The 15,157-nt window shown below is 65.3% G+C and carries 14 protein-coding genes; 11 read left to right on the forward strand and 3 right to left on the reverse strand.

Translation table 11 applies throughout. The annotated features are described in order from the left end of the window. Positions 1 to 21: 21 nt before the first annotated feature. Positions 22 to 306: an acylphosphatase gene (locus AC1DW9_RS12805; protein ID WP_441506394.1), complete on the reverse strand. Its 285-nt coding sequence runs from the start codon at positions 304 to 306 to the stop codon at positions 22 to 24. Positions 307 to 513: 207 nt separating this feature from the next. Between AC1DW9_RS12805 and AC1DW9_RS12810 the strand changes: the two genes are divergently transcribed. The 6 genes from AC1DW9_RS12810 to AC1DW9_RS12835 are packed head-to-tail and all read left to right on the forward strand — an operon-like array spanning position 514 to position 6,510. Further along, complete coding sequence (locus tag AC1DW9_RS12810; RefSeq protein ID WP_441506395.1) at positions 514 to 1,302, forward strand: FadR/GntR family transcriptional regulator; 789 nt, start codon at positions 514 to 516, stop codon at positions 1,300 to 1,302. Beyond that, positions 1,262 to 1,807, forward strand: a complete 546-nt coding sequence (locus tag AC1DW9_RS12815) for a TRAP transporter small permease (RefSeq protein ID WP_441490745.1) — start codon at positions 1,262 to 1,264, stop codon at positions 1,805 to 1,807. The genes AC1DW9_RS12810 and AC1DW9_RS12815 overlap by 41 nt, the downstream gene beginning before the upstream one ends. Next, positions 1,804 to 3,087 (forward strand): TRAP transporter large permease, encoded by a 1,284-nt coding sequence (locus tag AC1DW9_RS12820; protein WP_441490744.1) that lies wholly within the window; start codon positions 1,804 to 1,806, stop codon positions 3,085 to 3,087. The genes AC1DW9_RS12815 and AC1DW9_RS12820 overlap by 4 nt, the downstream gene beginning before the upstream one ends. A 32-nt stretch (positions 3,088 to 3,119) precedes the next feature. Continuing rightward, the gene (locus tag AC1DW9_RS12825; RefSeq protein ID WP_441490743.1) at positions 3,120 to 4,133 is read left to right on the forward strand and encodes a TRAP transporter substrate-binding protein; all 1,014 of its coding nucleotides are present in this window, start codon (positions 3,120 to 3,122) and stop codon (positions 4,131 to 4,133) included. Between the two features lie 44 nt (positions 4,134 to 4,177). Further along, positions 4,178 to 5,296, forward strand: a complete 1,119-nt coding sequence (locus AC1DW9_RS12830; protein ID WP_441506396.1) for a mandelate racemase/muconate lactonizing enzyme family protein — start codon at positions 4,178 to 4,180, stop codon at positions 5,294 to 5,296. An 8-nt stretch (positions 5,297 to 5,304) separates the two neighbouring features. After that, the gene (locus AC1DW9_RS12835; protein ID WP_441506397.1) at positions 5,305 to 6,510 is read left to right on the forward strand and encodes a mandelate racemase/muconate lactonizing enzyme family protein; all 1,206 of its coding nucleotides are present in this window, start codon (positions 5,305 to 5,307) and stop codon (positions 6,508 to 6,510) included. 94 nt (positions 6,511 to 6,604) lie between these two features. On the opposite strand, the gene AC1DW9_RS12840 is transcribed toward AC1DW9_RS12835, so the two are convergent. Beyond that, complete coding sequence (locus AC1DW9_RS12840; protein WP_441506398.1) at positions 6,605 to 7,381, reverse strand: SDR family oxidoreductase; 777 nt, start codon at positions 7,379 to 7,381, stop codon at positions 6,605 to 6,607. 57 nt (positions 7,382 to 7,438) lie between these two features. Continuing rightward, positions 7,439 to 8,203, reverse strand: a complete 765-nt coding sequence (locus AC1DW9_RS12845; protein ID WP_441490739.1) for a GntR family transcriptional regulator — start codon at positions 8,201 to 8,203, stop codon at positions 7,439 to 7,441. Positions 8,204 to 8,321: 118 nt separating this feature from the next. On the opposite strand from AC1DW9_RS12845, the gene AC1DW9_RS12850 reads away from it, so the two are divergent. The 5 genes from AC1DW9_RS12850 (at position 8,322) to kce (ending at position 15,156) form a co-directional block, all read left to right on the forward strand. Next, complete coding sequence (locus AC1DW9_RS12850) at positions 8,322 to 9,587, forward strand: ABC transporter substrate-binding protein (RefSeq protein ID WP_476775027.1); 1,266 nt, start codon at positions 8,322 to 8,324, stop codon at positions 9,585 to 9,587. 200 nt (positions 9,588 to 9,787) lie between these two features. Beyond that, positions 9,788 to 10,663 carry a branched-chain amino acid ABC transporter permease gene (locus AC1DW9_RS12855; protein ID WP_441506399.1) on the forward strand — a complete coding sequence of 292 codons (876 nt, stop codon included), beginning with the start codon at positions 9,788 to 9,790 and terminating at the stop codon, positions 10,661 to 10,663. Between the two features lie 7 nt (positions 10,664 to 10,670). Further along, entirely contained in the window at positions 10,671 to 13,196 is a 2,526-nt protein-coding gene (locus AC1DW9_RS12860) for a branched-chain amino acid ABC transporter ATP-binding protein/permease (protein WP_441506400.1), read from the forward strand. 55 nt (positions 13,197 to 13,251) lie between these two features. Continuing rightward, on the forward strand, positions 13,252 to 14,190 hold the full coding sequence (locus AC1DW9_RS12865) for a 3-hydroxyacyl-CoA dehydrogenase (protein WP_441506401.1): 939 nt from the start codon (positions 13,252 to 13,254) through the stop codon (positions 14,188 to 14,190). Positions 14,191 to 14,223: 33 nt separating this feature from the next. Further along, a complete protein-coding gene (kce, locus tag AC1DW9_RS12870; RefSeq protein WP_441506402.1) occupies positions 14,224 to 15,156 on the forward strand; it encodes a 3,5-dioxohexanoate:acetyl-CoA acetone transferase in 933 nt (310 codons plus the stop codon). The last annotated feature ends 1 nt before the right edge of the window (position 15,157 follow it).

Below are 15,157 nucleotides of genomic sequence, written 5' to 3' on the forward strand. Positions count from 1 at the left end.
GTCGCCGTGCCCATCACCCGTTCAGACGCTGGGCGCGATGACGAAGCCCCGGCCCGGAGCCCCGACGAGCGAGCCATCAACCTCGCTCCGATCGATGTCCTGGACGCCGGCCCCAGGAGGCCCATCGAAGGCATCCGCGGCTAGCGTCTCGACGATGTCGGACGGCCCCGAGACCACGGCCTCCACCGTGCCATCGGCCCGGTTTCTCACCCAGCCCGCCACGCCCGCAGCGCGTGCGCGCGCACAGAACCACTGCCGATAGCCAACGCCCTGAACGCGGCCCGAGATGATCAGGTGAAGGTTCATGCCCTTCCCGTCCCTTGCGCACCCGCGATAACCGCACGCGCACCGCATCGCTCAACGGTCGCTCCCTCAGGCTGGCCCTCGCAGCCGGGCGAACGGACATCCCCATACTACCGGACACCCTTCGACGACGCATCCCCGGCAATGCCGATGCGGGCGCGTGACCGACGGCTTGCGCGCCAATCAATCATATGATGATATGATCATACGATGGCGCGCCCCTCCAATTTCCATTCGCATCTGGTCGACCGCCTTGGCCGCATGATCGTCGGAGGCCAGATCGGCAACGACGGCGCATTGCCGCGGGAAGACGAGCTCGCCACCCAATTCGCCGTCAGCCGCACGGTGATCCGCGAAGCGACGAAGACCCTTCAGGCGCTCGGGCTGATCACGACGGGGCCCCGCGTAGGCTCGCGCATCCAGCCGATATCATCGTGGCGGCTGCTCGACCCTCAGGTGATGGACTGGATCACCGATGCCGACATGGCGAGCGGGTTCGAGCGCGATCTTCTCGAGCTCCGCAGCATGATCGAACCTGCGGCAGCAGCCTTCGCCGCCGAGCGCGGCACTCCCGCTCAGATCGGGGCCGTCGCGGCGGCGCTGGAAGGGATGTCCGGCGCTCCGGGCAAAGCGGAACACGAGGCGGCCGATTTTCGCTTCCACGAGGCGATTCTGGAGGCGTCCGGGAACAGTCTGCTGCTTCAACTCAAGCCGATCCTGCACGCCGTGCTGAGGGCCTCGTTCCGGTTGTCGATGCACGACCACGAGCGGGCCCAGGCGTCCGTTGCGATCCACCGCCATGTCGCATCAGCGATCACTGCGCGCAGGCCCGAGCAGGCTCGCGAGAGCATGATCGCGCTTCTGAAAGTGGCCCAGGCCGATATCGACCTCGTCCCCGGACGGACGACCTCCGTCGCGGAAAGGAGCGAGGGAACAAGAAACTCACAGGAAACGCACCATGCTCGCAAAAGCCGAAAGATGGATCCTACGAGGGCTTGAGGCTGTCCTGGTCATCCTGCTTGCCGGGATGGTCGTGATGGTCTTCGGCAATGTCGTCCTGCGCTATGCCTTCAACTCCGGCCTCGACCTGTCCGAGGAGCTGTCGCGCTATTTCTTCGTCTGGCTGACCTATATCGGCGCCGTCGTGGTGATGCGCGAAAACGGTCATCTCGGCGTCGACACGCTGGTTGGTGCGCTTGGCCGCCAGGGCCGGCTGATCTGCATGATCATCAGCGACGCCTTCATCCTGGCCTGCTGCGTGATGCTGCTCGACGGAACCTGGAAGCAGCACGAGATCAACGCCACCGCGGTCGCGCCGGTCACCGGGCTGAGCATGGGCTATGTCTATGGTGTGCTGTACTTCGCCGGGATTGGCATCGGCTTCATCACGCTTGCCCGGCTCGTTCGCGCCCTGACGGGAAAACTCGGCGAATTCGAACTGGCCGAGTTTGCCGGCGACTACAGCGGCAACCCTTCACATGACCTGAAGGGCCACCTCGAATGACGATCACCATCTTCCTCCTCTCGCTCTGCGGGGCGATGGCGCTCGGCATGCCGATCGCGTTTGCGCTGATCGTCTGCGCGGTCGCGTTGATGCTCTGGCTCGGCGTCTTCGACACCCAGATCATCGCCCAGAACATGATCATCGGCGCGGATTCGTTCCAGCTCCTGGCGATCCCGTTCTTCCTGCTCGCCGGCGAGCTGATGAATGCCGGCGGCCTGTCCAAGCGCATCGTCAACTTCGCGCTCTCGCTGGTCGGCCATCTCCATGGCGGCCTGGGTTACGTCGCGATCTTCGCCTCCATCATCATGGCCTCGCTGTCAGGCTCTGCTGCGGCCGATACCGCTGCGCTCGCCTCGATCCTGCTGCCGATGATGCGCCAGGCCGGCTACGATACCGGTCGCTCGGCCGGCCTGATCGCATCCGGCGGCATCATCGCCCCGATCATCCCGCCTTCGATCGGCTTCATCGTCTTCGGCGTCGCCGCCAATCTCTCGATCACTAAGCTCTTTCTCGCGGGTGTCTTTCCCGGGCTGCTCATTGGACTGTCGCTGGTGATCGCCTGGTTCATCGTCTGCCGCCACGACAAGATCACGGTCCTGCCGCGGCGCAGCGGCGCCGAGCGCCTGAAGGCGACCTGGGATGGTTCGCTTGCCCTGCTGATGCCGCTCGCAATCCTCGGCGGCATCCGCTTCGGCATCGTCACGCCGACTGAGGCGGCCGTGGTCGCGACCGTCTACGCGCTCGTCGTCGGCATGTTCGTCTATCGCGAGCTCAAGCCGCGCGACCTCTACAAGGTGGCGTTGACCGCCGCCAAGACGACGAGCGCAGTCATGCTGCTGGTCGCCGCGGCCGTCGTCTCGGCCTGGCTCATCACCCAGGCGAATATCCCGGCCGAGCTGTCGAGCGTGCTCGAGCCCTTCATGGACAACAAGACGGTCCTGATGATCGTCATCATGCTGCTGGTCATGGTCGTCGGCACTGCGCTCGACTTCACGCCGACAGTGCTGATCCTGACACCGGTATTGATGCCGGTGATCAAGCAGGCGGGCATCGACCCGATCTATTTCGGCGTGCTCTTCATCATCAACAACGCCATCGGCCTGATCACGCCGCCGGTCGGCATCGTGCTCAACGTGGTCTGTGGCGTGGCCCGCATCCCGATGTCTCTGGTGATCCGCGGCGTCTGGCCATTCCTCGTCGCCCAGACCGTCGCGATGTTCCTGCTGATCCTGTTCCCGCAACTCGTGACCGTTCCGCTTGCCTGGCTGAGCGGCCGCTAATCCAAAAACCAAGGCAATCAGGGAGAAAGCCCATGCTGAGCTCACGTCTCGTCTCCATCCTCGCCGGCGTCGCGCTTGCGGCGCTTGCAGGGTCCGCCCAGGCGCAGATCAAGGAACGCAATATCCGCGTTTCCAACGGCATCAACGAGGACCACCCGGTCGGCAACGGCGTCGCCAAGATGCGCGCCTGCATGACTGAAAAGTCCGGCGGCAAGCTGAAGCTCCAGGGGTTCTGGGGCGGCGCGCTCGGCGGCGACCTGCAGGCGACGCAGGCGCTGCGTGCCGGCACGCAGGAGATGGTCATCACCTCCTCCTCGCCGCTGGTCGGCATCATGCCTGCGCTCGGCGTCTTCGACCTGCCCTTCCTCTTCACCAACGAGAAGGAAGCCGATGCAGTCCTCGACGGAGCCTTCGGCAAGTATATCTCCGACAAGCTGCCTGCCTTCGGCGTCGTCAATCTCTCCTACTGGGAAAACGGCTTCCGCAACTTGACCAACTCGAAGCGCGCCGTCTCCAAGGCTGAAGAGCTCACCGGCCTCAAGGTCCGCGTGATGCAGAACAACATCTTCCTCGACAGCTTCAAGAGCATGGGCGCCAATGCCACGCCGATGGCGTTCGGCGAGGTTTTCGCGGCGCTCGAGACGCACGCGATCGACGGCCAGGAGAACCCGCTCGTCACCATCGACACCTCGAAGCTCTACGAGGTGCAGAAGTACCTGACGATGACACGCCACGCCTATACCCCGTTCCTGGTGCTCTATTCCAAGAAGCTCTGGGACCAGCTCTCCAGCGAAGAACAGGCGATCCTGAACGAGTGCTCGACCGTCGGCCGCGATGAGGAGCGCCGCGTCTCGCGCACGCTCAACGACACGTCGATGGCGAACCTGAAGAAGCAGGGCATGCAGGTTTCGGACGTCTCGGCCGACGAATTGACCAAGATGCGCGAGGCCACCGCGGCCGTTTACCAGCGCCACGAGGCCTCGATCGGCAAGGAGACGATCGACCGCCTCAAGGCCGATCTCGCCAAGATCCGCGGCACCAACTGATCAGGAGAGCCCCGGAGCCGCACAACAGCTCCGGGGCTACCGCCATGCGCATCACCCGCATCGAACCCTTCATCCTGCATATCCCGGTGACGGGCGGCTCCATTGCCGACTCGACCCACCGCATCAGCCATTGGGGCGTCGTCGGCGCGAAGATCGTCACCGAGGACGGCCTCGAAGGCTACGGTTTCACCGGCACGCATGCCGACCTCGCCTCCGACCGGCTGATCACCTCCTGCATCCGCGACTGCTACGCCCCGTTGCTGATCGGCGAGAATGCTTCCGAGATCACCCGGCTCTGGCTGAAGCTCGCCCGCCACCCTGCCCTGCAATGGGTCGGACGCGCCGGTATCACGCAGCTCGCGCTTGCCGCGGTCGATGTCGCGCTCTGGGACCTCAAGGCGAAGGCGGCCGGGGTACCGCTCTGGCACCTGCTCGGCGGCGCGACCAAGCCGAAGCTCGAAGCCTACAACACCGATATCGGCTGGCTTTCGATCCCGCGGGACGAGCTCGTCGAGGGCTGCCGCATGGCGGTCGAACGCGACGGCTTCCGGCGTCTCAAGGTCAAGGTCGGCCATGCCGACCCCGGGATCGACATCGCCCGGCTGGAAGCCGTGCGCCATGCCATTGGTGACCATGTCTCCCTCGCCATTGACGGCAACGGCAAATGGGATCTGCCGACCTGCAAGCGCTTCTGCGCGCGGGCCGAGGCGCTCGACATTTTCTGGTTCGAGGAGCCGCTCTGGTATGACGATGTCGGCTCGCATGCCGCGCTGGCGAAGGCGACTTCGATACCGATTGCGCTCGGGGAACAGCTCTATTCGCTCGACGCCTTCCGCGCCTTCGTCGCGGCCGACGCCATCCACTACGTCCAGCCCGACGTGACCCGCCTCGGCGGCATCACCGAGTACATCCAGGTCGCGGAGCTTGCACTCGCCAGCCGCCTGCCGGTCGCGCCCCATGCTGGCGAGATGAGCCAGGTCCATGTCCATCTCGCCTATTGGCATCAGGCGACGCCGATCCTCGAATACATTCCCTGGATCAAGGATGCCTTCGTCGAGCCCGCCAATGTCGCCGATGGCTATTTCCTAAGACCCCAGCAGCCCGGCGCCGGCACGACGCCGACCGCTGAGGCGCTCACCCGCTACGCCAAGCCTCTCGCTTGAGAAACCTCATGAAAATCACTGCTGTTGAAACCATCCGCCTGACCGAGTTCGGCAACATCATCTGGGTGCGGCTCCACACCGATGCGGGCCTGGTCGGTCTCGGCGAGACCTTCATGGGCGCCGCCGCGGTCGAAGCCTATCTGCACGAGACCGTGGCGCCGAAGCTGCTCGGCAAGGACCCGCTCCAGATCGAGGCGCGCAATGCCAGCCTGAACAACTATCTCGGCTGGCGCGGCTCGGGCGTCGAAACGCGCGGCAACTCGGCCGTCGACATCGCGCTCTGGGACATCTACGGCAAGGCGATCGGCCAGCCGGTCAGCGTCGCGCTCGGCGGCAAGACGCGCGACACGATTCGCACCTACAACACCTGTGCCGGCTACAAATATATTCGCGATGCGCGCTCGCAGGCTGTCGCCAACTGGCATGTCGGCGAGCAAGGCGGCCCCTATGAGGATCTCGAAGGCTTCCTCTATCGCGCCGACGAACTCGCCCATTCCCTGCTCGAGCAGGGCATCACCGGCATGAAGATCTGGCCCTTCGATATCGCGGCAGAACGCGCGGCTGGCTGGGACATCACGCCTCAGGAACTGAACACCGCGCTGGAGCCGTTCCGCAAGATCCGCAAGGCGGTCGGCGACAAGATGGACATCATGGTCGAGTTCCACTCGCTCTGGAGCCTGCCCATGGCGAAGAAGCTGGCGGAGCGCCTGGCCGAATTCGACACCTACTGGCACGAGGACCCGTTCCGGCTCGACAATGTCCACGATCTCGGCGAGTACGCCCGCCACTCCAAGGCCTGGGTCTGCGCCTCGGAAACGCTGGCCTATACCCATTCCTTCCGAGATTATCTCGAGACCGGTGCCGCCGGGGTCGTCATGCTCGACCTGTCATGGTGTGGCGGCCTGTCGGAAGCCCGCAAGATCGCAGGCATGGCCGAGGCCTGGCACACGCCGGTCGCCCCGCATGACTGCACAGGCCCGGTCGTCTACGCGGCATCGTGCCATTTCTCGATGCATGCCCGGAACACGCTGATCCAGGAATCGGTCCGCGCCTTCTATACCGGCTGGTACACCGAGCTGGTCACCGACCTGCCCAAGGCCGAGAACGGGATGATCACCGTATCGGACGCGCCCGGCCTCGGCCTCGAGCTGCTCCCTGGGCTGGAGAAGCGCGCCGACGCTATCGTGCGCTTCAGCCGCCTCTCCGACCTCTGAACTTCGGTATCGGCGCCCGCCGTCGCATTTCCGACCCGGCCTCCGAGCGAAGCCGGGTCGCTGCAAGGATCTCGCGCCCTGCTCTGCTCCCCGCTCAGCTGAGCATGCGCGTGTCGCCGCAGACCGAGATTTCCTGACCGGAGATTGTCTTGGCGAAGGGGGACGCCAGGAAGACGATCTGCTTGGCGATGTCGTTCGGGTCGACGAACTGCTTGATCGAGACGCCCGCGAACAGGCGCTGGGTCATCTCCTCATGCGAGATGTTGAAGCTGCGCGCCTTGTTGGCGATCACGCTCTGGATACGGGCACCGTCGACCAGGCCGGGGCAGATCGCATTGGCCCTGATTCCGAACTCGCCGAGCTCCGCCGAGATCGCCTTGGTGAAGCCGATGACCCCCCATTTCGCCGCGCCATAGGGCGAGCGCAGCGGAAAGCCGTGCTTGCCGGCCTGGCTCGACAGATTGACGATGCTGGCATTGGCGGATTGCTTGAGATGCAGCACGGCGAGCCGGGTGCAGTTGTACTGACCGGTCAGATCGACTGCGACACAGGCATCCCAGTCCGCGGGATCGATTTCGTCGACGCGGCCGGTCGGCCCGGCGATACCGGCATTGTTGACGAGGCAGTCGAGCCCGCCGAGCGCCGCCAGCGCCTCATTGAACAGGTTGGCCACCGCGTCGCGGTCAGAGACGTCGCAGACCGATTGCGTGATCGCCGGATCGCTGGACGCCATCGCTGCCAGGGCCTCGCGATCGACGTCGCAGATATGGACCCTGGCGCCTTCCGCCGCAAAGGCGCGCGCCGTCGCCCGGCCAATGCCGTTGGCGCCCGCCGTAACCAGAACGCGCAATCCCTTGATCTGCAAATCCATTGTCGTCTCCCCCCGATGCCCGCGCCGTAGCGCCTCTCAGATTGCGGCGAACCCTGACTATGGCGCCAGGCCACCGGTGCTTTCGATATGGGCGGCGGCTGCAGCGATATCGGCTTCCAGCGCGGCCCTTGCAGCCTGCGGATCCCGGCGCCGCAGGGCATCGAGCAGGGCGGCATGGGAAACCACGGCGCTGCCACCGTCGAGGCGGCGCGGTTCGTGGCGCATATCGAGATTGAGGATGGGGCCGGCCTTGAGCCAGAGCCGCTCGATCATCTCGACCAAGGTCGGCATGCGCGCCGCCTCATAGAGCGTGAAATGCAGATTGCGGTTGGCTGCGACTGCGCCAGCGGCGTCTGGGGGATCGGCGCTCGCCGCCTGTCGGAACGCGGCCTCGTGCCGGGCAATCTCCTCGATCTCGGCTTCGTTTGCCGCCTTCGCCGCCTCTTCGGCCGCAAAGCCCTCGACGACCAGGCGCAGGCGCGTCAATTCGCGAAACTGTGCCAATCGCAGCAGCGGAACGCGTACGGCACGTCCGGGCAGAACCTCCAACGCGCCATCCGCGGCGAGCCGGCTGACCGCCTCGCGCACCGGCATCATCGAGACACCAAGAGCCTCCGCGACACGCCGCAGCGAGAGCTTCTCACCCGGAGCAAGCCGGCCGGCGACGAGCAGCGCCCGCAATTCCCCGGTGACCCTCTCCCCCAGGGTCTCGCGCGTCAGCGCCCCGACCTCGTCGAGCGCGGATGCATCGCGACCAGCCGAGACATCACCGATCCCATCGTCGGCAGCCGGATTCGCGAAGGACTGGACAGGGGCAACCATGTCTGCCAACCTAACTGTGATCACAGATCACGACAAGTGGATATCAAGCCGCCAGCAGAGCAGACAGCAGGTCGACAATCTCCAGCGCAAAGCGCGGAACCGTTCTGGGAGGAACGCAATGGCAGACCATCAGCAGTCGAAATTTCGTTTGTCACGACGTCAGGCCCTTGCCGGGCTTGGAGCCGGTGCCGCTACCGGATTGATTGCAAGTCCGTCGCTGATCCTGGCGCAGACGCCGGATGCCATCCGCTTCGGCCACCTGACGCCGCGCACCGGTTTCCTCGGTCCGCTCGGCGAGTACGGCGTCATGGCCGTCGACCTCGCCGTCGAGGAGATCAATGCTGCGGGCGGCATCAATGGCCGCAAGCTCGAGGCCCTGAAGGAGGATTCGGTCAATCCGCAGACCGCCTCGACCAAGGCCGAGCGCATGATCGAGCGCGACAAGGTCGCGTGCATTCTCGGCGAGATTTCCTCGGCCTCCTGCCTGACGATCTCGCAGGTCGCAGCGCGCAACAAGATCCTCTTCGTCAACACCGGCGGCAACTCCGATGCCCTGCGCGGCGAAAGCTGCAACCGCTACATGTTCCATGTCGAGCACCAGAACTCGATGTATGTGAAGAGCTGCGGCCGCTCGCTGATGGCGCAGGGGCTGGTCAAGGGCAAGAAGTGGTTCTCGCTGACCGCCGACTACGCCTTCGGCCATGACCTGCTCAAGGTCGCCAAGCGCTTCATGGAGGCCAATGGCGGCCAATTCGCCGCCGACAAGCTGGTGCCGACCGACGCAACCGACTTCTCGGCGCTCCTGATCGAAATCCGCGCCGCCAAGCCCGACATCGTGATCTCGAACCTTGCCGGCAACCAGATCACCAATTTCCTCAAGCAGTATTCCGAATTCGGCCTGACCTTCCCCGTCGCCGGATTCGGCTTCGACACGGCGCTCGCCTGGGCTGCCGGCAAGGACAATTTTGGCGGCGTCTGGCCCTGCGTGTGGCACCACCTGATCGATACGCCGGCGAGCAAGACCTTCGTCTCCGCCTTCACCAAGAAATACGGCAAGCCGCCCGAGAACCAGGCCTGGGGCGATTACATGGCCGTGAAGATCATGGCCCAGTCGATGAACGAGCTGAAGAGCACCGACACGGCCAAGATCCTCGAGCACTGGGAAAAGGGCGCGAAATTCGACGTGATGAAGACGCGGGAAGGCTATTTCCGCGCCTCGGACCATCAGTTGATGAGCGAGATGTACACGATCACGGCGCTGCCGGCAGCGCAGGTCAAGAACCAGTGGGATATCTTCACCTCCTCGCCGCCCGTGCCGGGACCGAACGAAAGCCTCGAAGTGATCGCGACGACGGGGGACGAGGCGGTCTGCAAGATGAGCTGAGGCGCTCCCCCTTGCCAGATCCGCGCCGCCATTCCGGATCGGCCGCGCCAGCGGCGCCGATCCGGAAGCCATCGTAGAGCCCAGCGCCCTGGGATGGCCCCGGCACTCCGCTTCGTTGCGGCCGGGATGAAGGCGCCTCCCGAACCTCTCGGGCGCGCCGCGCCCCTGCCCGGCCCTGTCGATCAAGCAAAGGCGTCCCCTTGCTCATTCTCTTCATCCAGCAGGTACTGAACGGACTGCTCGACGGCGTCTATTACCTTCTGATCGCGCTCGGCCTGTCGCTGATCTTCTCGCTCGGCGGCATCGTCAATCTCGCGCATGGCGCCTTCTATGCGATCGGCGCCTATCTCACGATCGTGCTCGCGCCCCATATCGGCTTCGGCGGCGCGATCATCGCGTCGCCGGTGCTGGTGGCGCTGATCGGCATCGTCGTCGAGCGCGGCCTGTTCCAGCGCTTCTACCGCTCGGACCCGATCCTCTCGCTGCTGCTGACCTTCGGGCTCGCGATGGTGGCGGAGCAATCCCTGCGCATGATCTTCGGCGCGCCACCGCTCTCGTTCTCGATCCCGCCTGCACTGCGCGGCCAGATCTTCCTCGGCGAGTTCATCTACTCGCGCTATCGCGCGCTTCTGCTCCTGATCGCAGCAGCTTGCGTACTCGGGCTCTGGTTCCTGCTCCAGCGCACGTCCTTTGGTCGCGTCGTCCGGGCCGGCGTGCAGAACCCCGACATGGTCGGTGCGCTCGGCATTTCGCTGCAGCCCTACATGATGGCTGTAGCCGGCATCGGCATTGGGCTTGCCGGCCTGGCCGGCGTCCTGCTCGCGCCGATCTACTCGATCCATCCCGCCATGGGGCAGGAGATCATCACCCCGGCCTTCGTGGTCGTCGTCATCGGTGGGCTCGGCTCCTTCTGGGGCGTGGTCGTGGCGGCGCTGATGGTCGGCGTGGTCAAGGGCATCACCATTGGCCTCGGCTTCACGCAATGGTCGACCGCGGTGATCTACCTGATGATGCTGCTCGTCCTGCTGTTCCGGCCGCGCGGCCTGTTCGGCGAACGCATCCAGCGCTTCGAGTGAGGGCGAAATGACAGCCGCTCAGCGCGACCGCGCGCCTCTCCTCATTGCCGCCATCGGCCTCGCCGCCCTGCCCTTCCTGATGCATTTCATTGGGCTCGGCACCACCTCGGCGACCGAGATCGTCGTCTTCGCCATTGCCTGCATGGCCCTGAACATTCTCGTCGGCACGACCGGACTCGTCTCCTTCGGCCATGGCGCCTGGTTCGGGCTCGCCGCCTATGCCGCGGGCTTGATCCAGCGCAACTGGCTGCCCGGCCAGTTCGCCCTTCCGATCCTGCTCGCGGTGCTCTTCGTGGGCGTGCTCGCCTTCGCCTTCGGCGCCCTGATCCTGCGCCGCAAGGGCGTGTATTTCTCGCTCCTGACCCTGGCGCTCGCCGCCATGACCTATTCGATCGCCTTCCGCTGGACCGCCGTGACCGGCGGGGAGGATGGCCTCGGCGGCATCAGGCGCCCGCTCTTCGCAGGCGTCGATTTCGATCAGGCGCTGCCGTTCTACATCCTCGTTGCACTGATCGGCATGGCAGTGGTCTACGGGCTCTGGCGCTTCCAGCGCTCGCCGGTCGGCACCGTTCTGGTCGCGATCCGCGAAAACGAACAGCGCGCCCGGTTTCTCGGCTACCAGACGAACCGCTACAAGCTCGTCGCCTTCACCATCTCGGCGGCCCTGACCGGGCTCGCCGGCACGCTGCTGCTGTTCAACAACCGCATGACCTCGGCCGAGCCTATCTCGGTCGCCTTCTCCGGCGAATTGCTGGCGATGGTCGTGATCGGCGGCATGCGCTCCTTCCTGGGCCCGGCTCTCGGCGCGCTCTTCTTCGTGATCTTCCGCGACTATCTCTCGAGCCTGACACCAAACTGGCTGTTCTGGTTCGGGCTGCTCTTCGTCGGCTTCATCGTCTTCTCGCCCATGGGGCTCGTTGGCGTCGGCGAGCGGCTGCTGCGGCCCTTCCGCAAGCAGGCTGCCGAAGATGCGGCAATGTCGGCGCGCAAGGTCGGCGCGGTCACGCTCCCGGATTTCATGAAGCCGCAGAACTGGGTCGAGGGCGCAATCCTTACTGCGACCGGCCTCGCCAAAAGCTTTGGCGGCATCCAGGCGGTAGAGGGTGTCACTCTCGCGATACGCGACCGGTCGCTGCATGCGCTGATCGGCCCGAACGGTGCCGGCAAGACGACCGCCTTCAACCTGATCTCAGGCCAGTTTCGGCCGGATCATGGCGAGGTTCGCCTGCGCGAGCGCGAGATCACCGGGCTCTCGCCCGAAGCGATCACCCGCGCCGGCATCGGCCGTGCCTTCCAGATCACCAATCTGTTCCCGTCGCTTTCCGTCGCCGAGAATGTCCGTCTCGCCGTGCAGGCGCGCGCTCCGGAGCGCTTCGGCTTCTGGCGGGCGGCGGAGTCGCTGGGACAGGTCTCGGACGAGACGCGGCAGGTCATCGAGACCATGGGCCTGCGCGGCATCGAGAGCGCCGAGGCCGGCTCGCTCAGCTATGGCGGCCAGCGCCTGCTCGACATGAGTCTCGCCCTTGCCACCAAGCCGCGTGTCCTGCTCCTGGACGAACCACTCGCCGGTCTCGCAGCAGCCGAGCGCGAACGCGTCGGCAACCTGATCAAGTCGATCTCGGCCGACCTGCCGGTGCTGCTGGTCGAGCACGATATCGACCGCGTCTTCCAGATCGCGGACCATGTCACGGTGATGAACGAGGGCAGCGTGCTGGTCGACGGCACGGTCGAGGACGCGCGCTCCTCCCCGCAGGTTCAGGCGGTCTATATCGGCTCGGGCGCGCATGCGCTGGCCGAGAAGCCACGTCCCAGTGCGGCAGGAGAGACGATTCTGCTCGGGCTTTCCGGCGTCGACACCTATTACGGCAAGAGCCACATTCTCCGCGACGTCAGCTTCGACGTCCACGTGAACGAGATCGTGGCGCTGCTCGGCCGCAACGGCGCCGGCAAATCGACCTTGCTGAAGACGATCACCGGCATCGCACCGCCCGCCACGGGAACGATCAATCTTGCCGGTGCCGACATCGCACGCTTGCCGCCGGCCGTGATCGCGCGCGCCGGCATCGCCTATGTGCCGCAGGGGCGCGGTCTCTTCGCCGGCATGAGCGTCAAGGACAATATGGAGCTCGGCCGCCTCAAGCGCCTGACCGGCAACGGCACGCGCTGGGAGGACGACAAGATCTTCGCCTTCTTCCCACGCATCAAGCAGCGCTGGCATTCCCCGGCCGACTACCTCTCCGGTGGCGAGCAGCAGATGGTGGCCGTGGCGCGGGCGCTCTCCGGTGACACACGTGTCTTGCTGCTGGACGAGCCCTTCGAGGGCCTCGCCCCGGCTGTGGTCGAGGAACTTTTCGAGGCCTTCGACAAGCTGAGACAGGAGATCGCGATCGTGATCGTGGACCACCATCTCGACCTTGCGCTGGCACTTTCGGACCGCACGGTCGTGCTTGAGCGCGGCCAGGTCACTCATGCCGGCCCGTCGAAGGCTCTCAGCCAGGACCTGGCGCTACGCCGGCAGGTGCTCTGGCTGTGAGCGCCCTGCCTCAACCCTATCCCGACCTTCGTCGCTTCCCGCAGGATCAACACGCATGACCAAGATCGCGATCATAGGCTCCGGACTGATCGGCCGTGCCTGGGCCACCATCTTCGCCAGCCATGGTTTCGACGTCGCACTGCATGATGTCGCGCCCGGAGTGGCCGAGGCCGCCCGCACCCATATCGGCAGCAATCTTGAGGAACTCGCCGGCCACGGCCTCGTCGAGGACCCAAGGGGCTCGCTCGCGCGTATCCGCGTCGCCTCGGGCCTGGCGGATGCCTTGAACGGCGCCGACCTCGTGCAGGAGAACGGGCCGGAGGCCGTGGAAACCAAGCGCGCCCTCTTCGCCGAGATGGACAGGCTTGCCGCGCCGGAGACGATTCTCGCCTCCTCGACCTCGTTCATCATGGCCTCGGTGTTCAGCGAGACGCTCCCGGGGCGGGCCCGCTGTCTCGTCGCCCATCCCGTCAATCCTCCGCATCTCGTACCCATCGTCGAACTTGCACCGGCGCCCTGGACGGATCCGGCCGTCCTCGCCCGGGCCAAGGCGATCTATGAACAGGCCGGGCAGGTTCCGATCGTGCTGCGCAAGGAGAAGCCGGGCTTCGTCCTCAACCGCCTGCAGGCCGTGCTGCTGGCGGAAGCCTTTCGCCTCGTCGGCGAGGGCGTCGCGAGTGCGGAAGACGTCGACAAGACGATCCGCGACGGGCTCGGCCTGCGCTGGTCCTTCATGGGGCCGTTCGAGACGATCGAGCTCAACGCGCCCGGCGGTATTCCCGATTACTGCGCCCGTTACGGCGCCTCCATCGCGACCATGGCGGCACAAGCCGTTGGCGGCGACCCGTTTGGCGCGGAAACCGTCGCCACGGTCATGAGCGAATGGCCCGGAACGCAATCGGCCGAGCGGGTGAAGCGCCTGAGCGACTGGCGCGACACGCGGCTGGCCGCACTGCAGGCCCATAAGCGCGCGGCCGCGCGCAAACCCGTCTGAAATCCTTCATCCTGACCGCTGATGGGAGCCGCCATGGCCAAGAACCGCAAAGTCATGATCACCTGCGCCGTGACCGGTGCGATCCACACCCCCTCGATGTCGCCTTACCTGCCGGTGACCGCCGATGAAATCATCGACGCTGCGGTCGGCGCCGCCGAAGCGGGAGCGGCGCTCGTGCATGTCCATGCTCGCGATCCCGTCACCGGCAAGCCGGACCAGTCCCCCGAGGCCTTCGAGCCCTTCCTGAAAGTGATCAAGCAGCGCAGCGATTGCGTCATCAACATCACCACGGGCGGTGCGCCGACCATGGGTATCGAGGAGCGTCTGCGACCCTGCGCCCATTTCAAGCCCGAAGTCGCCTCGCTCAACATGGGCTCGATGAATTTCGGTCTGTATCCGATGCTGAGCCGCTTCAAGGCGTTCAAGCATGATTGGGAGCAGCCCTATCTCGAAGGCTCGAAGGACCGCATCTTCAAGAACACGTTCCAGGACATCGAGAACATCCTGACGACCTGCGCCGAGAACGGCACGCGCTTCGAGATCGAGTGCTACGATATCGGACATCTCTACACGCTGGCGCATTTCGTCGATCGCGGGCTGGTGAAGCCGCCCTTCTTCGTCCAGTCGGTCTTCGGCCTGCTCGGCGGCATCGGGCCGCACCCGGAAGATGTCGCGCATATGAAGCGCACGGCCGATCGGCTCTTCGGCGACCAGTACCATTGGTCGGTGCTTGGCGCCGGGCGTCACCAGCTTCCGATCGCCGCAATGGCTGTCGCGATGGGTGGCAACCTGCGCGTCGGTCTGGAGGATTCGCTTTGGATCGGGCCGGGACAGCTGGCAAAATCCAATGCCGAACAGGTCCGGGCGGCGCGGAAGATCATCGAAGGTCTCGGACTGGAGCTGGCGACTCCGGACGATGCGCGCGAACTGCTGCAGCTCAAGGGGGCAGACAAGGTCGCCTTTTGAA

The sequence above is a fragment of the Allobosea sp. P4_E12 genome (assembly GCF_056401655.1).

Coding starts and splice junctions, on each gene's coding strand:
- AC1DW9_RS12805 (WP_441506394.1), bottom strand. CDS start 306: ATGAACCTTCACCTGATCATCTCGGGCCGCGTTCAGGGCGTTGGCTAT.
- AC1DW9_RS12845 (WP_441490739.1), bottom strand. CDS start 8,203: ATGGTTGCCCCTGTCCAGTCCTTCGCGAATCCGGCTGCCGACGATGGG.
- AC1DW9_RS12810 (WP_441506395.1), top strand. CDS start 514: ATGGCGCGCCCCTCCAATTTCCATTCGCATCTGGTCGACCGCCTTGGC.
- AC1DW9_RS12820 (WP_441490744.1), top strand. CDS start 1,804: ATGACGATCACCATCTTCCTCCTCTCGCTCTGCGGGGCGATGGCGCTC.
- kce (WP_441506402.1), top strand. CDS start 14,224: ATGGCCAAGAACCGCAAAGTCATGATCACCTGCGCCGTGACCGGTGCG.
- AC1DW9_RS12815 (WP_441490745.1), top strand. CDS start 1,262: ATGCTCGCAAAAGCCGAAAGATGGATCCTACGAGGGCTTGAGGCTGTC.
- AC1DW9_RS12835 (WP_441506397.1), top strand. CDS start 5,305: ATGAAAATCACTGCTGTTGAAACCATCCGCCTGACCGAGTTCGGCAAC.
- AC1DW9_RS12865 (WP_441506401.1), top strand. CDS start 13,252: ATGACCAAGATCGCGATCATAGGCTCCGGACTGATCGGCCGTGCCTGG.
- AC1DW9_RS12840 (WP_441506398.1), bottom strand. CDS start 7,381: ATGGATTTGCAGATCAAGGGATTGCGCGTTCTGGTTACGGCGGGCGCC.
- AC1DW9_RS12830 (WP_441506396.1), top strand. CDS start 4,178: ATGCGCATCACCCGCATCGAACCCTTCATCCTGCATATCCCGGTGACG.
- AC1DW9_RS12825 (WP_441490743.1), top strand. CDS start 3,120: ATGCTGAGCTCACGTCTCGTCTCCATCCTCGCCGGCGTCGCGCTTGCG.
- AC1DW9_RS12860 (WP_441506400.1), top strand. CDS start 10,671: ATGACAGCCGCTCAGCGCGACCGCGCGCCTCTCCTCATTGCCGCCATC.
- AC1DW9_RS12850 (WP_476775027.1), top strand. CDS start 8,322: ATGGCAGACCATCAGCAGTCGAAATTTCGTTTGTCACGACGTCAGGCC.